The organism is Lachnospira rogosae (ex Hitch et al. 2025) (genome assembly GCF_040096455.1).
Classification (GTDB): domain Bacteria; phylum Bacillota; class Clostridia; order Lachnospirales; family Lachnospiraceae; genus Lachnospira; species Lachnospira rogosae.
Window position 1 is genome coordinate 363,046 of the sequence record NZ_JBBMER010000002.1, and the last position, 20,647, is coordinate 383,692.

General features: G+C 36.4%; 20 protein-coding genes. 4 read left to right on the top strand and 16 right to left on the bottom strand.

What is annotated here, in order from left to right:
• Positions 1–40: 40 nt before the first annotated feature.
• Positions 41–799: a YdcF family protein gene (locus WMO14_RS03985; RefSeq protein ID WP_116443741.1), complete on the bottom strand. Its 759-nt coding sequence runs from the start codon at positions 797–799 to the stop codon at positions 41–43.
• Between the two features lie 531 nt (positions 800–1,330).
• On the opposite strand from WMO14_RS03985, the gene WMO14_RS03990 reads away from it, so the two are divergent.
• Complete coding sequence (locus tag WMO14_RS03990; protein WP_022502582.1) at positions 1,331–1,654, top strand: cupin domain-containing protein; 324 nt, start codon at positions 1,331–1,333, stop codon at positions 1,652–1,654.
• 249 nt (positions 1,655–1,903) lie between these two features.
• On the opposite strand, the gene WMO14_RS03995 is transcribed toward WMO14_RS03990, so the two are convergent.
• The 15 genes from WMO14_RS03995 to WMO14_RS04065 form a co-directional block, all read right to left on the bottom strand.
• Entirely contained in the window at positions 1,904–2,638 is a 735-nt protein-coding gene (locus WMO14_RS03995) for a leucine-rich repeat domain-containing protein (protein WP_055174075.1), read from the bottom strand.
• Positions 2,638–3,204 carry an NUDIX hydrolase gene (locus WMO14_RS04000; protein ID WP_055174074.1) on the bottom strand — a complete coding sequence of 189 codons (567 nt, stop codon included), beginning with the start codon at positions 3,202–3,204 and terminating at the stop codon, positions 2,638–2,640. Before WMO14_RS04000 ends, WMO14_RS03995 begins: the two co-directional genes overlap by 1 nt.
• A gap of 15 nt (positions 3,205–3,219) precedes the next feature.
• Positions 3,220–4,692, bottom strand: a complete 1,473-nt coding sequence (locus tag WMO14_RS04005) for a 4Fe-4S dicluster domain-containing protein (RefSeq protein WP_055174073.1) — start codon at positions 4,690–4,692, stop codon at positions 3,220–3,222.
• A gap of 643 nt (positions 4,693–5,335) precedes the next feature.
• The gene (locus WMO14_RS04010; RefSeq protein ID WP_349153312.1) at positions 5,336–8,008 is read right to left on the bottom strand and encodes a heavy metal translocating P-type ATPase; all 2,673 of its coding nucleotides are present in this window, start codon (positions 8,006–8,008) and stop codon (positions 5,336–5,338) included.
• 39 nt (positions 8,009–8,047) lie between these two features.
• Entirely contained in the window at positions 8,048–8,410 is a 363-nt protein-coding gene (locus WMO14_RS04015) for a heavy-metal-associated domain-containing protein (RefSeq protein ID WP_022502577.1), read from the bottom strand.
• Between the two features lie 14 nt (positions 8,411–8,424).
• A complete protein-coding gene (locus WMO14_RS04020) occupies positions 8,425–8,733 on the bottom strand; it encodes a metal-sensing transcriptional repressor (RefSeq protein ID WP_022502576.1) in 309 nt (102 codons plus the stop codon).
• A gap of 277 nt (positions 8,734–9,010) precedes the next feature.
• Positions 9,011–9,877 carry a lysophospholipid acyltransferase family protein gene (locus WMO14_RS04025; protein WP_022502575.1) on the bottom strand — a complete coding sequence of 289 codons (867 nt, stop codon included), beginning with the start codon at positions 9,875–9,877 and terminating at the stop codon, positions 9,011–9,013.
• A complete protein-coding gene (locus tag WMO14_RS04030) occupies positions 9,874–10,842 on the bottom strand; it encodes a glycosyltransferase family 8 protein (RefSeq protein WP_349153313.1) in 969 nt (322 codons plus the stop codon). Before WMO14_RS04030 ends, WMO14_RS04025 begins: the two co-directional genes overlap by 4 nt.
• Positions 10,843–10,944: 102 nt before the next feature.
• Positions 10,945–11,790 carry a glycosyltransferase gene (locus WMO14_RS04035; RefSeq protein ID WP_022502573.1) on the bottom strand — a complete coding sequence of 282 codons (846 nt, stop codon included), beginning with the start codon at positions 11,788–11,790 and terminating at the stop codon, positions 10,945–10,947.
• 21 nt (positions 11,791–11,811) lie between these two features.
• Positions 11,812–12,597: a lysophospholipid acyltransferase family protein gene (locus WMO14_RS04040; protein ID WP_055174071.1), complete on the bottom strand. Its 786-nt coding sequence runs from the start codon at positions 12,595–12,597 to the stop codon at positions 11,812–11,814.
• Between the two features lie 269 nt (positions 12,598–12,866).
• Complete coding sequence (locus WMO14_RS04045) at positions 12,867–13,811, bottom strand: alpha/beta hydrolase (protein ID WP_022502571.1); 945 nt, start codon at positions 13,809–13,811, stop codon at positions 12,867–12,869.
• A 116-nt stretch (positions 13,812–13,927) separates the two neighbouring features.
• The gene (locus WMO14_RS04050; protein ID WP_022502570.1) at positions 13,928–15,277 is read right to left on the bottom strand and encodes a citrate/2-methylcitrate synthase; all 1,350 of its coding nucleotides are present in this window, start codon (positions 15,275–15,277) and stop codon (positions 13,928–13,930) included.
• A gap of 88 nt (positions 15,278–15,365) precedes the next feature.
• On the bottom strand, positions 15,366–15,794 hold the full coding sequence (locus tag WMO14_RS04055) for a MarR family winged helix-turn-helix transcriptional regulator (protein WP_022502569.1): 429 nt from the start codon (positions 15,792–15,794) through the stop codon (positions 15,366–15,368).
• A 714-nt stretch (positions 15,795–16,508) separates the two neighbouring features.
• Positions 16,509–17,534, bottom strand: a complete 1,026-nt coding sequence (locus WMO14_RS04060) for an aldo/keto reductase (protein WP_022502568.1) — start codon at positions 17,532–17,534, stop codon at positions 16,509–16,511.
• Between the two features lie 29 nt (positions 17,535–17,563).
• Positions 17,564–17,779 (bottom strand): hypothetical protein, encoded by a 216-nt coding sequence (locus tag WMO14_RS04065; RefSeq protein WP_022502567.1) that lies wholly within the window; start codon positions 17,777–17,779, stop codon positions 17,564–17,566.
• Between the two features lie 330 nt (positions 17,780–18,109).
• On the opposite strand from WMO14_RS04065, the gene WMO14_RS04070 reads away from it, so the two are divergent.
• The 3 genes from WMO14_RS04070 to WMO14_RS04080 all read left to right on the top strand — a co-directional run bounded on the left by WMO14_RS04070 (position 18,110) and on the right by WMO14_RS04080 (position 20,497).
• Positions 18,110–18,790 (top strand): GntR family transcriptional regulator, encoded by a 681-nt coding sequence (locus WMO14_RS04070; protein ID WP_022502566.1) that lies wholly within the window; start codon positions 18,110–18,112, stop codon positions 18,788–18,790.
• Positions 18,791–18,938: 148 nt separating this feature from the next.
• Positions 18,939–19,730 (top strand): alpha/beta hydrolase, encoded by a 792-nt coding sequence (locus WMO14_RS04075; protein WP_055174069.1) that lies wholly within the window; start codon positions 18,939–18,941, stop codon positions 19,728–19,730.
• Positions 19,721–20,497 (top strand): alpha/beta hydrolase, encoded by a 777-nt coding sequence (locus WMO14_RS04080; RefSeq protein WP_318255915.1) that lies wholly within the window; start codon positions 19,721–19,723, stop codon positions 20,495–20,497. Before WMO14_RS04075 ends, WMO14_RS04080 begins: the two co-directional genes overlap by 10 nt.
• The last annotated feature ends 150 nt before the right edge of the window (positions 20,498–20,647 follow it).

Here is a 20,647-nt window from a genome sequence, read left to right on the forward strand (position 1 = left end):
CTGTTTATTCTTCAGAAAATGGAGTGCATACATTAACATCTTAATAATTCCCGCATACAAAGTCTTTCACTATTCCTATCGCTTCCCTGACCATATAATTAACAAACAACACATCATCGCTCCCGCTTGCTATTCCACTTACATGTGTCAAGCCTTGTCCCTTAGCTAAAAGCTTAGACCTGAATATATGGAAATTATTCGTTGCAATGCCTACCGGAGAGCTGAAATCTGAAATGTATTGTACGGAATATTTCATATTCTCATTAGTATCTGTTGACTTATCTTCCATAATTATTCTATCACTATCTATACCTCTTTCGCATAGATATTCATACATTGCAAGTGCTTCTGTCTTATTCTCGCCACGTCCTTGTCCACCCGATACTATTATCTTACATTCTGTATTAATACATGCGTAATCATAGGCAGAGTCAAGTCTTCTTTTAAGTGAACGTGTTATTCGGTCGCCTCTTATCTGACAGCCAAGCACTATTACATATTCACAATTATAATCTGGCTTTTGCTTCATACTTATAACTATAAGGCTCTCAAGTATTGCAAATATAACAAATCCTGTTATTATGACAACTCTTACAATATTCTTGACAAGCTGTGGGATATCTATAATTCCTTTGGCATCTAGTGTTCCTGCTATGTATAAGCCTGCAAAGAAAATTGTACCTAAAAGCCATATCCATATAAATGAAGATTTACGACCTGCATATGATACACATAGTATATAGTAGGCAAGGCATATTATGGATAAAATTAAGCATATATATCTCATATGTGGTTTCACTTAGTGCTCCTTTACTGTTTGGTGGATTGTTTCTTAATTTAATGTTTGGTGGCGGACGGACGTTAGGTAACTTTACTATATTACCGCTGGGCACGCTTTCGCTGCTTGTAGCCGTAGCGGACACTAAGCGGCTAAAGGACAGACGCTAAGTGCCGACGGCTGCAAAAGCACCCAGCTTGCAATATAGTAAAGTCATATAACTGGATAGCGGCTGTATTTAATGGAAATAATCCGGAGGGCCGCTTTACAGGTTTTAGAAATCTTTGATTTCTAAAACCTGCTCGCTATTTACTATCGGGGTATAACTAAATAAGATAAAAATTGCTTTGTCAAAACACAATAATTTCTTATTAGCTATACCTGATTAATTTATTAGTTATAATCATACAGATATTTTGTCTTTTTGTCTATTTTTTGATAATTAATTGTATTGACACTGGTTTTAAAGATTTATACACTTTAATTAATACAATTAATATGTCTGATTTCCTCATATTTAAAAGTGAGTGTCAGGCAGGAAAAGGAGTTTTTATGTTTAAATATAATAAAGATGTTATACCTACTGATTGTGAACCAGGAGTCACACGCAAAATTCTCTGTTATTCTGATGACCTTATGATGTGCGAGATTACTTTTAAGAAAGGCTCTAAGGGGAACTTTCATAAGCACGAACATTTACAGATTACTTATATTGCCAAGGGAAGCTTTGAATTTACAATTGGTGGCGAAACCAAGATTGTAAATCAAGGCGACAGTGTGTATATGCCATCTAATGTTGAGCACGGCGTTACCGCACTTGAAGACGGCATACTTGTCGATGTGTTCAATCCTATGCGAAAAGATTTTCTTGCTTAAGCTCATTACAATTAATGTATTGGATTTTAGACCCTTTTCGTGCGGGTGCACATAATCGTCACATAGTGTCTTTTATGTAATATACCATATAATTAAATAAAACTGCGGGACATACATAAATGATACTCAAATATCATCTATATAATATATCCCGCAGTTTTTATGTTCTTAAAATATTATCGCAATAATTTAACAATATTCTTAGTATCAATTAAACTGCCTACCACCACTGATATCTGTAACAGACAATTACCTATTAACCGTTATATTAAGAAATGCATCCTGTCCGATATTCTTTACGCTCTTTGGCACTGTTATCTCTTTAATTCCACTTGACATAAATGCCGCATAGCCTATATTTTCCAAACCATCTGGAAGTATCACCTCTGTAAGATTAGTACAGCCTGAAAAAGCATATGTACCAATGTTCTTAACTGATGATGGTATTGTCACACTCTTAAGATTGGTATTGTTATAAAATACACCTGAGGCAATTGTTACAACTCCATCTTTAATAGAGTAATTCTCTTTATTCTGGTCAGCTTCATAAAGAATATTATTGACAATTATATCATTAGAGTCCTTTAACTTTTCTGCCCTCCATCTGGTTTCAGTAAATGCGTGTGTGCCTATATCTTCAACTGACTCTGGTATGACTATTTCTTCAAGGTTATAACAAGATAAAAAAGCATTTGAAGATATGTAGGTTATACCCTGCTCTATAGTTACTTTTTTAATCATCGTATCGTCCCTGAATGCACCATCGCCTATTGTGGATACACTTTTACCGTCAAGAACTGCTGGAACAACAAGTTCATCTTCCGACCTGCCCTTATCTGTAAGAGCAGTAATTGTAAGCGTTCCGTCTTCATTCTCTGTATACTGGTAAAGAGCAATTTTAATATTCTTTCTACCACAGCCTGATATTGCTAATAACATAATAAGTATCAAGCCTGCCACCAACATTTTCTTATGTATCTTCATTAACAGCCTCCCTTAGCCCACATATAGCAGAATGCCTGTGTTCTTGCCGCAAATCTGCAATTCTTAAGAAGTTCTTTCACTTCTTCTTTAGTGTACCACGAAGCTGTTATTTCTTCCATAGTTGATGTACTTTTAGAAAATGTTCCTTCTGCCTTTCCAATGACTACCTGATTAGTTTCATTTGAAAAACCTATTGCACTGTAGCTGTCATAAAGCTTATCATCAATCCTTATAAGATTAAGTCCTGTTTCTTCCTTCAGCTCTCTCTTAGCCGCAACCTCCGCCGTTTCGCCCTCATCAATAAGTCCCGCCGGGAAATTGTATACATAATCTCCTACGGACATTCTGTATTCCTTATTGATAAGTATTTTCCCGCCATCAATATCTGTCGCAACTATAACAACCCCGTCAGGTCTGTCATTATGAAGGTCAGCCAATGAACTCACATTATCATTACGGCTTATTATTTCATATACCTTGGTTCTGTTATCCTCTGTTGTATATGTAATATCATATCTGTTAATAAAATGTCCGTCTAAAACCTTCTTGATACCTTCAAATCTCATTTTATTCCTCACTTCTTATTCTGCATGCATAGAAAATGCTTCCATATCGTAGCTCTTAAGGTTATCATATATCTTTCTGTCATCGGCTTCTGATAAGAGCTTATCCCTGTCTTTGGCTACAAGCATTTCATTCTTGCTTGAACGATGATGGCTAGGTCCGCCTACACAGCCTCCTTCGCACGCCATTCCTTCAACAAAGTCAGCTTGAAGTCTGTCCATTTTTAATAGCGTAAGTGCTTTCTTACATTCTGCTCCACCTGAACATTTTTCTATAGTGAACTTAGATGGGTCTTCACCTAACTCCTTCATACATTCTACTACAGCGGCAGCAACTCCACCACCATTACCAAATCTCTTGCCATATACACTTGCCTGCTGGCTGCTGTTAGCTTCAGCCTCAATCTTAACGTCCTTAGCTCTAAGCATTGCTCTGTACTCACCTACTGTAAGAACATAATCAGCATTTCCTTCTAAGTCCTTGTTACGTCTTTCATCTTTCTTTGCAATACAAGGTCCGATAAATACCGTTACTGTGTCCTTATCCTTAGACTTTAACATTCTTGAAACCGCACACATAGGTGATACAGTTGTCGATATATTGTCTGTTAATTCAGGATAGTGTTTCTTTATCATATTAACAAATGCAGGACAGCACGATGTTGTCATCTTTTTGCCCTCTTTATTAGCTTCAAGCCATTCCTTTGCTTCTGCACCGGCTGTCATATCACCACCAAGGGCAACCTCTACCATATCAGAAAATCCAACTTTCTTGCAGGCTGTTCTTATACTGTCCATTGTAATATCTGCACCAAATGAACCTTCAATTGCCGGTGCTACCATAGCGACAACCTTTTTACCTGATGTAATTGCCTTAATAACATCAACTATATCTGTCTTAGAACCAATAGCACCGAATGGACAGGCGTGTATGCAATGTCCACATTTAATACATTTACTGTCATCTATCTCACATATACCATTTTCGTCCATAGTAATTGCACCTACCGGACAGATTTTCTTACAAGGTCTAATCAAATCTGCAATAGCATTATATGGACAGGCTTTAGCACACTGACCACATTCTTTACATTTGTCAGGGTCAATATAAGCTCTGTCGCGCCCCATAGATACAGCCCCAAACTTACACGCCTGCTGACAGGCTTTAGCCATACATTTTCTACAATTATCTGTAACTATATAATGTGAAAGTGGACAGTCAGCACATGCCGCTTCTATAACCTGAACCACATTATCCTTACCTGTCTTAGGTGTTTCTGATGGACACTTTCCTTCTGCAAGTCTTATACGTTGTCTTACAACTTCACGCTCTTTGTATACGCAACATCTGTACTTCGCCTGAGGTCCCGGAAGCAGCTCATATGGAAGCTCCTCCTTCTTCTCTTCAAGCTGTCCAGCATAAGCAAGCTTTGCAACCTGATATAATATTTCATGTTTAATTTTCAGTATATTAGCATCATTAGAAAGCATATCTTTTGTCCTCCTGTAATCAAATATATTTACTAAGTAGATACAGTATAGCACACTTAATATATGTTTCCTAACCCTTTTTTAAACTTTCCCATCTAATCCCCCAACTCCAGCAAAAACATTCCCTCACAACCAAACAACACACCCCTCTCAACAACCAGTATAAACTCCCCCAGCAACCAGCAATGCCCAGACATAAGTCTGGGCGAGCGTCACTACTATCCAAAATCTTCAAAACCCCAGTCAACAACATACCAGCCAAAAAATCATCACACCCCACCAATCAACATATACTCCCCCAACAACCAGCAATGCCCAGACATAAGTCTGGGCGAGCGTCAGTTATTATCCAAAATCTTCAAGAAACCAATCAAAAACAGAAAAGTCAATATCTACCAAAATCCCTGATACCCTCTTCTCCCCCTGTTAGTGTCCCTCATCAATAAATTAATTCCTAAGCAAATCACTTCAAGAACGTAAATCAGATTGAGGAAGCTTATAGTTGCATAAGAAGACGATGGGGAGCCGCCGGTCCTTAGTCGGCAGCCCTGGCTGGCGACTTAGTACCGCTGCGAGCGACACTCAGTGCAAACGTGTCTTCGTTGTAACTATAAGCTTCCCCAATCCTCGCTCACAACCTCAATTAATTTATCGCTATCACCTTATAATCCTGCTCCTCCACAGCCTTCTTAAGTACCTCATCATCAACTTCCTTTGCAAGTGTCACGACAGCCTCATTCTTCTCGTGGCTTACAACTGCCCCGCTTACACCGTCAACTGACTCTAATGCCTTCTTTACTCTTGCCTCACAGTGTCCACACATCATACCTTCAATATTCATTGTCTTTGTCATTTTATTATCCTCTTTTCTTTTATTATTAATATCCTGTGATGTAATATTATTCACAGGGCTATTATCAGTATTGTCTGTTGTCTTAACAATAAGACCCTTTCTGGCAGCTTTCTTTTTGTATACCTCATCTCTTGCTGTGTCATATATCTTTACAAGATTAAGCCTTAAAGCATTAGTCACAACACAGAAGCTTGAAAGGCTCATCGCCGCCGCACCAAACATAGGATTCATCTCCCAGCCAGTCAGATGTATCCACACACCTGCTGCAAGTGGAATTCCTATTATATTGTATATGAATGCCCAGAACAGGTTCTCGTGGATATTTCTTATCGTCCTGTGGCTGAGCCTGATAGCCGCCGCAACATCACTTAAGCAGTTCTTCATAATAACAACATCTGCTGCATCAATCGCCACGTCTGTTCCTGCACCAATCGCAATACCTATATCTGCTGATGTCAATGCTGGTGCATCATTAATTCCATCACCAACCATTATTACTTTGCCATACTTCTTAAGACGCTGTATTTCCTTTTCCTTACCGTCCGGAAGAACTCCTGCAATAACCTCATTAACACCTGCTATCTTTCCTATCGCATTGGCACTTCTTTCATTATCACCTGTTATCATTACAACATAAAGACCCATATCCTTTAATTCCTTTATGGCTTTAGGACTGTCCTCTTTTATTGTATCGGCAACAGCGATAATTCCTAAGAATTCTTTATCTGTTGCAAAGAACATAGGTGTCTTTCCATCGCCTGAAAGCTCGTAGGATTTTTTTATATATTCTTGTGGTATTGTTGCCTTTTTGCTTATATAATCTGCATTACCGCCGTATAAGCTGATTTTATCAGAAATATCTGCACTGTCCGCCTCAAATGCTTTAATATACTGTGCACTGGCTTCAAGCCCATTTCCTGCAACTGCATTTGATACATCTATTGATATAATATCTGAATAATCATTCTGCTTTGCTGTATAATCGTAATTCACAACAGCTTTAGCAAGTGGATGCTCACTTCTTGCCTCTAACAGCTTCGCTATTGATATAAGCTTGTCGTCAGTAATTCCATCTGCACTTACAACATCAGTAACTACCGGTTCACCAGCTGTTATTGTACCTGTCTTATCAAGGGCAGCAATCTGCATTTTACCAGTCTGTTCAAGTGAAATGGCTGTCTTAAACATTATACCATTCTTAGCACCAACACCATTACCAACCATAATAGCAACTGGCGTTGCTAGTCCAAGTGCACAAGGACAGCTTATAACAAGCACCGATATTCCTCTTGCAAGTGCAAATCCAGCACTCTGTCCGGCTAACAGCCACACTATAATAGTAACTGCTGCGATTCCTATTACTACAGGCACAAATACTCCTGATACCTTATCTGCTATCTTTGCAATAGGTGCTTTAGTTGCCGCCGCATCACTTACCATCTGTATAATTTTTGATAAAGTTGTATCCTCACCTACTCTTGTTGCAACACATTTTATATAACCTGATGTGTTAAGAGTTGCCGCTGATACACTGTCACCGACATTTTTATCGACCGGGATACTCTCTCCTGTGAGGGCTGACTCATTAACCGCACTCATACCCTCTATAATCTCACCATCAACAGGAATATTCTCTCCTGGTTTTACAACAAATGTATCCCCTTTGTGAACCTGTTCTACCGGAACAACCTGTTCATTACCATCAATAACTACTGTCGCTGTTGTCGCCGCAAGCTTCATAAGGCTTTTAAGTGCATCTGTTGTCTTTCCTTTTGAATGGGCCTCAAGCATTTTACCTATTGTTATAAGTGTAAGAATCATTGCCGCTGACTCAAAATAGAATTCGTGCATATAATGCATTACACCATCCATATCCATACGCACCTGTGCATCAGTCATCGCAAATAAGGCATATGTGCTGTATAAAAATGCTGCACCAGAGCCAAGTGCTACAAGCGTATCCATATTAGGTGAGCCGTGAAGCATACTTTTAAAACCACTTATAAAAAATCTCTGGTTAATAACCATAATTATTATTGTAAGAAGCATCTGTATAAGTCCCATAGCTATATGGTTATTCTCAAGTACACCTGGAAGCGGCCAGCCCCACATCATATGTCCCATACTGAAATACATAAGTATAAGCAGAAATACAAGCGATGCCACAAGTCTTTTGGCAAGCTTAGGTGTTGTTGTATCTTTAAGCGATTCCTCAAGTCCTGCTATTGTTTGATTGCCTTCACTTTTACTACCTGAACTTTCTGAACCTCTTATGCTTGCACCATATCCTGCATCGGTTACTGCCTTTATTATCTGCTCGTCTGCGGCTGCACCCTCAACGCCCATTGAATTAGTGAGCAGACTGACTGAACAGCTAGTTACACCAGGAACCTTGGATACAGCTTTCTCAACTCTTGCCTGACACGCGGCACAGGTCATCCCTGTAACATTGTATTGTTTCAAAATGTATCATCTCCTCCCTTAATCTGTTAAGCACATTAATTATATTGTCTTAATATCTACTACCTTAAAATCTAATCTTTCTATAGTTCTTCTTATTAAATCATCATCAACAGGCTTATCAAGCTGTATTGCAGCTGTCTTTTTCTTTAAATTAACTTCACAGGCCGCTCCATCTATTCTGTTAATCTGATGTTCTATGCTGTTCTTGCAGTTATCGCAGTGCATACCCTCAATTGTTACAAGCTTAGTTGCAATTATGTCACCTGCAAGCACTTTCTTGTCCTCTTTCATTGTTCCACCGCTGCCACAGCAGCCGCCTTCTCCTTTGCCGTGCTTTATGCCGCTTTTTACTGCAAATATTACTATAATAACTAATACTACAATTATTATCGCTGTTCCCATATATACCTCTTTTCTTACTTCATAAACTTCTGCATTGTCATAATAAGTTCATCAACTACCTCATCATCACCATTCTTTATGTCATCAACTACGCAGGTCTTAATATGATTAGAAAGTAATGCTTTATCAAATGCAGTAAGCGCCGCGTTAGCGGCAAGTGCCTGATTAAGAATATCTATACAGTAGGCATCATTCTCAACCATACCGTATATTCCTCTTATCTGGCCTTCTATCCTTTTTAATCTGTTAAGAAGAAGCTTCTTCTCTGAATCACTTCTTTCTTTCATCTTGCTGCCACAACAGCATTGTTTATCTTCTGCCATTCAACCACTCCTTTCGCCTGCTATATTACTGTGTTAATATCATCATCTATAATATATACCCCCTGTGGGTATTTTGCAAGGATAATTTTTCTCATTTAAGGCATTTTAATTTTAAAATGAATTCTATCAGAATTCACTATTACACAAAAAATGTGTATCCGTCAGATAACTACCCAATTATAGCTGCCTGTCAGATACACACTTTACTTTTAATATTCTTTTTTCTGTTATTTTCCTGTACAAGGACTATTAAAGTCACAGTACAAAATTGCCTCTGCTATTCTGTTGTCCCTTTCCAGCCCGCGATATCACTGTCACTAAAAGCATAATCAAGAGGCCTTTTATATATTTGCTCATAAGCTGCTTTCTTCTGCTCATAATCTTTTTTCATCATATCAAAGCTGTTATCACGCTCATTCTTTTCCGGGTCTGGATATATAGGGTCTAATATGTGAAGAACATACTTAACTCTTTTAAATTCCTCTGTATCATCCTTATCCATATCTTTCATCTCAACAAAGCACGATATAATCGGAACATTAAACTTGGCTGCATAAAAGTATGCCCCCCTCTTTGGTGGACGAGGCTTTCTGTAATTAAACCACATTTCCTGCTCTGGATATATAAGAATATACTCTTTCTTATTAACAAGAAGGTTATTAAGTGTTCTATAAAAATGTCTTTCCATATAATCCTTATCTTTGCTGACTGGAATTTCATCTGCATATCTCATAAGAAAACCAAGAAAACCTTTCATTGCAAAGTTAGTATCCTGACTTACGATAAACATTCTGTATCTTCTTGCCTTCTTAATTCCATATCTTATAATCGTTGTATCAACAGGATTAAAATGATTACTTGTTATAATAGCTCCTGATTTAATATGTTTAATCTTCTCTGCACCTACAACCTTTGTATTAGCATTAACGCCAAAAGTTATAAAATCAACAATTCTTCTTGCAAGCCAGTTCCTGTAATGATATGGAATTTCATTACGCTGTTTTACATATTTGCCAAGAAGCTTTTTTCTTCTTGTACTGTCAAGTTCCGGATCGCCGATTTCTACTTTGTCATTAAACCTTCCGTTATCTGCCGCATTTTTAATATTAGCAACAACTTCCTTCTTGCTTCCACCTATTATCATAATCTTATCTTTTCTCCACTTTCAAGCACTTTTCTAAATGTTACTTCTGTATCTGCATTAGCTCCTGCTCTTCTGAAAAGATCAGCCATATGCTCTTTATCCTCTGCCTTCTGTTCATCTGAATAATTCTCTTTGCTCTTAACAATGTCTTCATAATAAACAGAACGTTTAGCATAATCCCAGAAATAACTCTCGTACTGAATTCCGTCATAACACCAAGGCTTATCAAATAAATTATAATGAATTATCTTAGGTGATGGATTCTCAGGCTTGTTTCTGTTAGGCATTGCATCCCAGCAAGATTCAAGATATTCTATCTTACCATAGCACATAGAATTAAGATAATCCTGATCTGGTGCAATACAGTCAAAATGATACTTATTAAGAAGATATAAGAAATGCTCTGCAAGCTTAGCCTCTCTTAAAGCCTTCATATTCATAAGAAGCATACCTGAATTAAAGTAATCACCAAGCTTTAAACCAAGAGATTCTGTCATATATCTTTGCAGTTCAGGAGCATCATTAACCGAACTATCTTTGCACACTCCTATAAGATTGCCGTGCATATCTGTATCATAAAGCTCTGATATATCGCCAGGAACAACTATATCACTGTCTATATATATAGCCTTATCATATTCCGGATACATATCTGGAATAAATATTCTGAAATATATTGTCATTGTGAAATAATCTGAACGAAGTCTGTTCTCAATTCTGTCTGTTATCATATCAAGGCTCTGCTTCATATACTTAAATTCCATCTCAAAATTAGGATGATCCTTAACCAGTTCAGCAAGATTATTTCTATTCTCCTCATTAAGCTCCTGGTAAACTACTATTATCTTGTAGTTTCTGTCCTTTGAAGCATTTTCAATAAGTGATATTAATGCAACATGCAGATATGGTGCATATGCATCATCAATTGTAAAAAATATTGGTATTATCTCATTCTTGTTAATCATATTAATTCTCCATTCCAATTATCTTTATTATTTTAATTATTTTAATATTTTTATTTACATATTTTAATTTCATTAATCTGTACAAATACTCATAAATAATAATTATATTTCATAGCTGCCAAGCTCTGCCAAAGCATTTTTGTATTTATTAAACAATACCTCGTATTCTTCTCTTGGGATTTTCAGCACCCCAAATACTTCTTCTGTCTGCCACGGCTTCACTGTTTCTGTCCTGACATAAGGAAAGAACTTAAAATGTGTTGTAAAATGCTGGAATACTGTATCACTGTGAAGTCTTCTCTGGTCGTTATATTTTCTTTCACATATTTTCTTGTTAACCGATAGCTTGTTAAGTGCCGACTGGTCTGGCATAAACATCTGCTTTGAAGTACACATTTCACGGCATTTCTTTAAAAGTCCTGTCTTCTTTAACTGTACCATATTCATAAGAAGCACTCCCGAGTTAAGATAATCTCTTTTAAAAATGTTCTTTCTAAAAAACCAGCTTCCGTAATAATCAAGAACTCCAGCTATCTCTACATTTTCCATATTCTGATAATAAAATTCTGTAAAATCTTTTCTGCATATTATATCAGTATCAAGATACAACAGCCTGTCTGGAAGCTCTGCTATCTCATCTGCAAATAATCTTAACATACAGCATGGCGTAAATCTTGTCGACATATTGGCAAGAGGCACTTCTTTATTGAATAAACCGGACGTATCAATAAATTTAATACGAAGCCTGTTATCATATTTCTTCGATAATTCTGTATTACAATAGTCAGAAAGTCTGCCATCTATCGGCTCATAATGCTTATCATTAACAGACATATTAAGCGTTAATACATATACATCAAGGTCTTCTTTGGTGTGTTCCAATAATGATATAACCGCTATAAGAAGCCCATTCTGTATATTCTTATCTCCACAAAACAATATATTCATATCTGTAATCCTGCAATGCTATTACATAACATTCTTTCTTTCATATCTTATATATTCATAATCGCTAAGATGACTTCGCGACTTCATAACTTCATATACCCTATCGTGAAGCATCTTCTGGTTATCCTTTATTCCTGCACCTGTGTCTGGATAAAACGGTCCATCAATATACACATTGACCTTTGGTCTTTTTATAATGTTCTTAAGAAAATGTCTATGCGTATATGTTGTCGTCATCACATACACCGGTTTATTAAGCTCCGCTGGAAAACGGAATGACGTCTTCTCAAATGGTCTTATCTGTGTATAATACGGCCAGACGTGTGCCTCAGGATATATAATAACAGGATGACCCTGCTCAATGTGCTTCTTATACGCTTCTGTAAACTTCTTATACTGGCTTATGGAATCCGGAACAGGAAGTGCACCAAGCTCTGGAAGTATCTTACCTATAACGGGTATTCCATAATTGGCCTGGCTTACTATTACATATACTCTCTTTCCTACACACGCAAGTGCTGGTATTACAACATCTCCTACAGGCTGTGTGTGATTGGCATATACAAAATAGCCATCTTTCTTACACTTCTTTAAAAGCTTTCTATTCTTGTAGCTTATATTAAAAAATAACTTACAGCATATGTAACCTATAACTATTGCCAATACATATATAACCATTGAAGCCATTTTAAATAATAAGCTGTTATTTATCCATTCGTAATTAGTCTTTAACTTAAAACTCTGATTGTGGCTTTTAACAACATCATCTGTGTATGAACTATAATATATAGTTCTGTCAGCCTTCATAATATTATCATCTCCAATCACTATCTGCTTTATAGAATAAGATATAAAGCAAAAAGCTACAATTTGTTGTATTGTACCCCTCTGCAACCTGTTTGTCAACAAAATGTAGAGTTAATACTCCAAAATGTAGCTTTAATATCTTTCAATATAGTTCTAATTATTATATTGCATTCTCTTATCACTATGTGATATAGCTTTCATTACTATATAATATGATTTTAATACTGTAATGCACTCATTATATTATATACAATTAAACAGCTATTCAATTACACATTTTCTTCAATCCATTCATATAAATCGCTGAATATATCCTCACGGTCTGTTTCACTGTGAAGTTCGTGTCTGTCATCTTCATAAAGATAAAGTTCAACATTATCCACATATTTAGTATACATTTTAAATGCCTTCTTTACACCCTTACCATAATCTCCTACCGGGTCTTCAAGTCCTGATGCAAATAATACAGGAAGCTTATCCGGTGTCTTTGCTATATTCTTCTTATCAATATCATATTTAATAACATTTAAAAATCCTATATACGCATTGGCTGTGAACTTATAAGAACACTTAGGGTCGCTTAGGTACTCATCAACTATCTTAGTATCCTTAGTAAGCCAGTCGTTAGCTGTCCTGTTGTCCTTAATTCTCTTATTATATGCACCGAACATAATCGTATTAAGGAGTTCACTTCTATATCTTTCTCCCCTTACAAGCTTCGCAATATGTGCAAGCTTAAGTCCGCTGTCAACAACTGCCTTAGGCTGGTTGCCTGTTCCTAAGAATATAACCCCGTCAAGCTCATCTCCATATATGCTGGCATATTTTCTTGACATATATGAACCCATACTATGACCGATAAGAACATATGGAAGGTCTGGATAATTCTTCTTCATTATAAGTGTAAGCCTGTGCATATCTTTAATTAAAAAGTCTGCACCATGATTACCCTTGGCAAAATATCCCAGATCTTCATCACTATTAACTGAATCTCCGTGTCCTAAATGATCATTACCTGCAACTACAAAGCCTTTGCCTGTAAAGTATTCTGCCATCTCTTCAAACCTTTCAATATGGTCTATCATTCCGTGTGCAATCTGTATTACACCTACAGGCTTCTTATACACGTCACTGTCCGGATACCATATAACCGCGTGGATATTACATATTCCGCTAGAAGACTTAAACTGTTTATCTTCTCGTTCCTTTGGCATATTTAAAACCTCCTTTTATCTGATATTTTTATTTAATATTGCAATTTCATATACTGACTTATACTATCAATATTATTATCTGCTATTAATAATTACCAAAGTGCTGCTCATAATGATTAATCCCTGTGGCTTCTGTCAACATATTCCCTCTTAGTAACAAGGCTCTTATATGCTGGACGGATAATCTTGTCAGTTGTAACAAGTTCTTCTATTCTGTGTGCACTCCAGCCAACAATTCTTGCTATTGCAAAAAGCGGTGTATAGAGTTCCTTTGGTATATCCAGCATATCGTATACAAATCCACTATAGAAATCAACATTAGGACTTACACCCTTGAATATCTTTCTCTCCTTGGCAATAAGCATTGGTGCAATCCTCTCTATATTATTGTACAATGCCATATCCTCAGCTCTTCCCTTTGCATTAGCAAGCTGCTCAACAAATCCCTTGAACACTCTTTCTCTTGGGTCTGATAATGAATATACTGCGTGACCCATACCATATATAAGACCTTTCTTATCAAATGCTTCTTTATTAAGAATTTTATCAAGATAATGCTCTATTTCCTCTTCATCGTGATAATCCTTAATATGTGCCCTTATATCTTCCATCATATTCATAACCATAAGATTAGCACCACCATGCTTTCTTCCCTTAAGTGATGACATAGCTGCTGCAATTGCTGAGTATGTATCTGAACCTGAGGAAGTAACAACTCTTGTTGTAAATGATGAATTATTACCACCACCATGTTCCATATGAAGAAGCAGTGCAATATCAAGTACATGTGTTTCCAGTGGTGTATATTTCATATCTGGTCTTAACATTCTTAAAAAATTCTCAGCAAGTGATAATTCCTTATCTGGTCTGTGGATATACATACTATCATCTCTCTCATAATGATTGTATGCGTGGTAACCATATACAGCAAGCATTGGAAATGTACTTATAAGCTGTATGCTCTGTCTTAATACATTTTCTATGCTAAGATCATCTTTCCTGTCATCGTAAGATGCAAGTGTAAGAATACTTCTTGTCATTGAGTTCATAATATCAGCTGAAGGTGCTTTCATAATTACATCTCTTGTAAAGTTAGTCGGAAGCTCCATACAGTTAGCAATTATATGTCTGAATTCTTCAAGCTGTGTGGCATCTGGCAGTTCACCAAATAATAAAAGATATGCACTTTCCTCAAATATAAATCTCTTATCGCCAGCACCTTTTACAAGTTTAGTTACATCATAACCCCTATATAAAAGTTCTCCATCACAAGGTACTTTCTCTCCGTCTATTACATCAAATGCCCTTACACTTGATATATTAGTAAGTCCTGTAAGAACTCCCTGTCCATTTTCATCTCTAAGACCCTTCTTAACTCCGTAATCTGTATATAAAGCCTTTGGAATGCTGTCATTATCAATGCACATATCAGCCTGTTTCTTTGAATAATCATTAATATTCTCCATAGTTTTGTTCCACCTTTCCATCATATGCCTTCCTTTCCTATCAAACTAACATAAACCTGTGCTACGTCCAGCACATATACAACTTTAGTTACTCAAGTTCACCATTAACATTGTCATTCATCTGTCTTATGACTCTTCTAAATACCTGCAACTCCTCTTCTGAAACCCCCTCCGTAAGTATCTGCCTGCACTGTTCATATGCAACATTAACTTTATCTATGACCTTATAAGAAGCCTCTGTCAGCGTAATTCTCATTACCCTGCGGTCATCTTCGTCTTCTTTCATATTAATAAGCCCCTTTTCTAATAAATGTTCCAACGACTTAGAAATATGCGACTTTGATAAATGTATTCTGTGTATAATCTCTTTAGCTGTGTCGATATTCTCTTTGGTGATGAATTCAAGAATATCCAGTTCAACTGGTCTTAATCCATATTCTTCCATAATAGGTTCAACCCTTTTAGCAAGAAGCTTTCTAAGCTGCAACCCTGATGTAATTAAATCATAGGCATCCATTGTTAACCTTCCTTAAAATATTATGCAGTATTTAGTTCGTTAGGAAACTATTTCAAGTATAAATGCTAAGCTTTAATCTGTCAATAAAATATATCAAAAGAAAATATAAATTTTAAAAATTTTAAAAAAATTTAATAGAAGTATGAACATCTTTTTATATTTGTATGTTATAATCTGTCATATTTTGTCGATATATAATATAAAAGTAACATTTTGAAATAAGGTCCAAGGAGGGATTATTGCAGTAAATGGAGTTATTAGCAATTCAAAAGTGTACCCTGTCCAGACCATCAGTAATCTTAAAGGTATAGGACGCGATAATACAAGTGCTGAACATAAAAGCGGTGAAAAGCCTCATAGCCAGACAATGAATATGAAGATTGCTTTTGAAGCTTACAACAATGCACCTGCTGACTGCTATACTGTTACTTACAATAATAAGAGCCAGTTACAGTCATTTTATTATTGTCCTCACCACGAGTATACTTACTGATAGCGGACATACAAGAAAAGAGGCTGTCACATCAGGCATAATCCATACAATACATCTGTTAGTCATTACTTACAGTTTATATATTATATGAACAATATCTGATATGACAGCCTCTTTCCTTTTTCTATTTGCTTTACTTTATTTTTATTGATTAAATTCATTTACTATTTAGTAACACAGCATTTTCTTAAGTTCTTCTCTTTCGTCTTCTTTTACTCTTATTATAATGGCTTTCCTGCCAGCACTTCCTTATAATCCTTATAATTATCCTCCAGCAGCTTAGGTGTATCAAGCCCATATGGACAATGAGCACTGCACGCTCCACAATGTATGCAATCCTCTATCTTCTTCATCTTAGCCTGCACCTCCTTAGTAAGCTGAAGCTCTGATGGTGAACGTCTAAGAAGCAGTGACATTCTTGCACAATTGTTAATCTCTATATGTGCTGGACACGTTGGCATACAATATCCACATCCCCTGCAAAAGTTGCCAGCAAGCTCTTTCTTATCATTTTCAATTACCGCTTTAATCTCTTCATCAAGAACTGGAGGGTTATCTATGTAACTTATGAACTCATCTAATTCTGTTTCCCTCTGGACACCCCATATTGGAAGAACATTATCGTATTGTGCCTGATAAGCATATGCAACCTTGGAATTAGTTATCAGTCCTCCAGAAAGTGCTTTCATTGCTATAAATCCGATATTTTTCTCACGACAGACTTCAACAAGCTTATGCTCTTTTTCTGTTGCAAGATAGTTAAATGGAAACTGCAATGTTTCATAAAGTCCTGACTCAAGTGCCTCCATAGCAACATTAAGCCTGTGGTTAGTAATTCCTATATGTCTTATCTTTCCCTGTGCTTTTGCCTCAAGCATAGCTTCATAAAGTCCTGTTCCATCACCCGGCTTTGGACAGAATGATGGATTGTGGAACTGGTAAATATCAATATAATCTGTCTTTAAATTATTAAGGCTTGTTGCAAGGTCCTTCCAGAAATCCTCTGAATTCTGTGCCGCTGTCTTTGTTGCAATGTAAATATTATCTCTTACATCTGACAAAGCTTCACCAATCTTTTCTTCGCTGTCTGTATAAAATCTTGCTGTATCATAAAAATCTATCCCCGCCTCATATGCCTTTCTTAACAAATGGGCAGATGCCTCGCTGCTAATTCTCTGGATTGGCAGTGCGCCAAATCCATTTTTATTAACTGTTATTCCTGTACTTCCTAATGTAACCTTAACCATAATATTCCTCTTTTCTATGTATTATTTTATTATTCCTGCCCAGCCTTAACTAACAGATTGTCCTGTATAATTACTTTATCGCCGACATCTATACCCTTATCATAAAGATACATATCTGCCGCTTCTATATATAGAAGATTTCCCTTCTCATCTATAAGTGTAACCTTATCAATAACCTGCTGTCCATCCATAAGACCCTCACAGCCAAAATCCGGTTCTTCAATATCCTTAACTGTATATATCATCTGTATCCTTCCCTGCTATTTACACTTTTATATATTATATTTATTATGAATATTCAACCTTGAAAGTCTGTTAAAATCCTGCTAATATAATTTAATTATAAATCCAATAGTAGTATTATAGCAATATAAATAACACAATTAAAGACAAAGTATCAACAAAAGCTGTTAGAATTATCGGCAAGGCACCAGATAAGAAATACATATTTGTAACAGGTTTTATACCTAAAAATGCTTAATATCTTGAAATATATATGCTATACTCTATTCATAAATCAACGCGTATATTTAACACGTTTAGATATATCACGATTTAAGAAAGGAATTACATCTATGTTTAAAATTGATGAAAGACTCCCTAAAGAATCTGCTAAAGATTATGTTGTAAGACAACTTGTATATAACATTGTCCACATCAATCTTACACCGGGACAGCAGCTTGACTCTGACGAGATAAGCGAACTTCTTAATGTCAGCAAGAACCCTATACGTGAGGCAGAGCTTGAACTTTCACAGACACGTCTTATTGAAATCAAGCCTAAGATTGGTGCTTATGTATCATTGATTGATGCCAATATTGTCGAGGAAGTAAGGGAATTAAGAAGCGTGCTGGAAGCTGAGCTTGCAGCTCTTGCCTGTACTACTCTTAACAAAGAGCAGATTAATATGCTCTGGGAAAATGTCGCTTTATGGCAGATGTATATGAAACGTAATGACGAAGAAAAGATATTCCAGCTTGATAAAGAATTCCACAAATCATTATATAAAATGTGCAATAAGAATTACTGGTATGAATTAGTGAATAATATCTCACCACATTTTGACAGAACTACTATTCTTAGTTTCAGATGTATATCTGTTGGCCATATTTTATCAGACCATGAGGAACTTGTGGCTGCCATTGAGAACAGGGAGACTGATAAAGCCCGTGAAATATCTAAACGTCACTTAAACAGATATACTGAGAATATTAATTCTATAAAAGATAATTATGCTGAGTACTTTAAAGAATAATTAATGACTGCTACTTATCAGCGTAAAAATATATTTTAACCCTTAAGATTAGTGCCTGTGCACATATGACATAAAATTGTTATCACAAAAAACGTGCACAGCCACAAACTTTATATGTGCAAAAATATGCACAGAAATGGAGATTATTATGGCTCACTTAACTATTAATTACAAATCTTCTGCCCTCAATATGCCTATTATGCTTGATGTCCTTATACCTCAGGGAAGAGGGAATTATAAAGTCCTGTATCTTTTGCATGGTGCAGGCGGTGACCACTCAAGCTGGGTACTTAACACCCGTATTGCAGATTATGTAAATACTACTGATATTGCTGTAGTTATGCCATCTGGCAATAACCGTTTCTATATCAATAATATTCACGGCAAGGACTATTATACTTATGCTGTAAAGGAACTTATAACACAGTGTGAACAGTGGTTTAACATAAGCCGCGACCCTAAAGACCGCTATATTGCCGGTATGTCAATGGGCGGATATGGTGCATTTTATGCAGCACTTAATAATCCTTCTATGTATAACACCGCATTTTCATATTCAGGTCTTCTTAATATACTTGAACGCTACGATAATCCTCAGGGAATTGATATGTTCCCTGTATTCGGAAGCCGTGATGACCTTATCAATAACAAGCTGGATTTATACAGCCTTATTGACGCCTATGCTAAGGAGAACGAAAAGCTTAAGGCTTCTGACACTCAATATAACGATACCAAATTTGTAATAACCTGCGGATTGCAGGACCCAAGAATACATATGAGCTGTGAATTTAATAATGCTCTTTCAGCCGCCGGAATTAACACGTCTTATTACGAAACAGATGGTGGTCACAACTGGGAATACTGGGACAGATGTATTAAAAATACAATTGATTATATATACAATGCAAAAGGTGCAGAATGGAGGTCATTATGTCGGTAATTAATATTAACTTATTCTCTATGATGTTAAGGAGAACTATTGATGTAACTGTCGTTCTTCCTGATAAGATTAACGATGATGAAAAGCTTCCCTGCGTATGGCTTTACCACGGCGGAAGTGGTGACCATACGGAATGGCTCTATCACACTTCTTTGGTGGATACTGTTAACGAACGCCATTTTGCGGCTGTTCTGCCAGAAGTATTTGAATCCTGCTTTGTCAATATGAATATAGGCGACAGGTACGAAAGCTTTGTTGCCAAAGAACTGCCATCTACTATACATAATATGTTTGCGTGTATCTCTGATGACAGAAAATATAATTATGTGTCTGGATTTTCCAACGGAGGCTATGGCTGTTTACATTCAGCCCTCAAATATCCTTCAACTTTCTCAAAGGTTGGTGCTTTTTCTGCTGGTGATAAAGCCGATTCTGTATTTGTTAATGATAACAGTACTAAAGCCAAAAACCGCATATTATTATTCGGTGACAAAGATATCCACAATACAGATTACTGCCTTACATATCTTGCGGATAAGCTTATAACTGATAATAAGAAGGCACTTGCCCCTGATATATATCACGCCTGTGGAAGTCTTGATCCCTGGCTTGACATGAACCATATTGTAAGAGATTATTTCCTTGAACATAATGATTTCTACAATTACACCTATGATGAACTTGAAGGACTTGGACACGAATGGAAATTCTGGGATATCGAATTACAGAAATTCCTTGATTACGCAGGACTTCCTGTAGTTAAATAAATATAATTATATTCATACAACACTGTATATATCCGGCAATAATTTGTAATACATTTATTATAATAATCGACAAGGCGTTTTATAGCTGTCACTTACACAGTACTATAAAACGCCTTTTATTCAACAGGGTTGTCGCAGCCCTATTTATAT

Coding starts and splice junctions, on each gene's coding strand:
- WMO14_RS04055 (WP_022502569.1), bottom strand. CDS start 15,794: ATGGATGCCTATGATTTAATTACATCAGGGTTGCAGCTTAGAAAGCTT.
- WMO14_RS04035 (WP_022502573.1), bottom strand. CDS start 11,790: ATGAATATATTGTTTTGTGGAGATAAGAATATACAGAATGGGCTTCTT.
- WMO14_RS04045 (WP_022502571.1), bottom strand. CDS start 13,811: ATGCCAAAGGAACGAGAAGATAAACAGTTTAAGTCTTCTAGCGGAATA.
- WMO14_RS04065 (WP_022502567.1), bottom strand. CDS start 17,779: ATGATATATACAGTTAAGGATATTGAAGAACCGGATTTTGGCTGTGAG.
- WMO14_RS03995 (WP_055174075.1), bottom strand. CDS start 2,638: ATGAAGATACATAAGAAAATGTTGGTGGCAGGCTTGATACTTATTATG.
- WMO14_RS04025 (WP_022502575.1), bottom strand. CDS start 9,877: ATGATAATAGGTGGAAGCAAGAAGGAAGTTGTTGCTAATATTAAAAAT.
- WMO14_RS04040 (WP_055174071.1), bottom strand. CDS start 12,597: ATGAAGGCTGACAGAACTATATATTATAGTTCATACACAGATGATGTT.
- WMO14_RS04020 (WP_022502576.1), bottom strand. CDS start 8,733: ATGGCAGAAGATAAACAATGCTGTTGTGGCAGCAAGATGAAAGAAAGA.
- WMO14_RS04070 (WP_022502566.1), top strand. CDS start 18,110: ATGTTTAAAATTGATGAAAGACTCCCTAAAGAATCTGCTAAAGATTAT.
- WMO14_RS04000 (WP_055174074.1), bottom strand. CDS start 3,204: ATGAGATTTGAAGGTATCAAGAAGGTTTTAGACGGACATTTTATTAAC.
- WMO14_RS04050 (WP_022502570.1), bottom strand. CDS start 15,277: ATGGAGAATATTAATGATTATTCAAAGAAACAGGCTGATATGTGCATT.
- WMO14_RS04015 (WP_022502577.1), bottom strand. CDS start 8,410: ATGGGAACAGCGATAATAATTGTAGTATTAGTTATTATAGTAATATTT.
- WMO14_RS03990 (WP_022502582.1), top strand. CDS start 1,331: ATGTTTAAATATAATAAAGATGTTATACCTACTGATTGTGAACCAGGA.
- WMO14_RS04080 (WP_318255915.1), top strand. CDS start 19,721: ATGTCGGTAATTAATATTAACTTATTCTCTATGATGTTAAGGAGAACT.
- WMO14_RS04030 (WP_349153313.1), bottom strand. CDS start 10,842: ATGATTAACAAGAATGAGATAATACCAATATTTTTTACAATTGATGAT.
- WMO14_RS04060 (WP_022502568.1), bottom strand. CDS start 17,534: ATGGTTAAGGTTACATTAGGAAGTACAGGAATAACAGTTAATAAAAAT.
- WMO14_RS04005 (WP_055174073.1), bottom strand. CDS start 4,692: ATGCTTTCTAATGATGCTAATATACTGAAAATTAAACATGAAATATTA.
- WMO14_RS04075 (WP_055174069.1), top strand. CDS start 18,939: ATGGCTCACTTAACTATTAATTACAAATCTTCTGCCCTCAATATGCCT.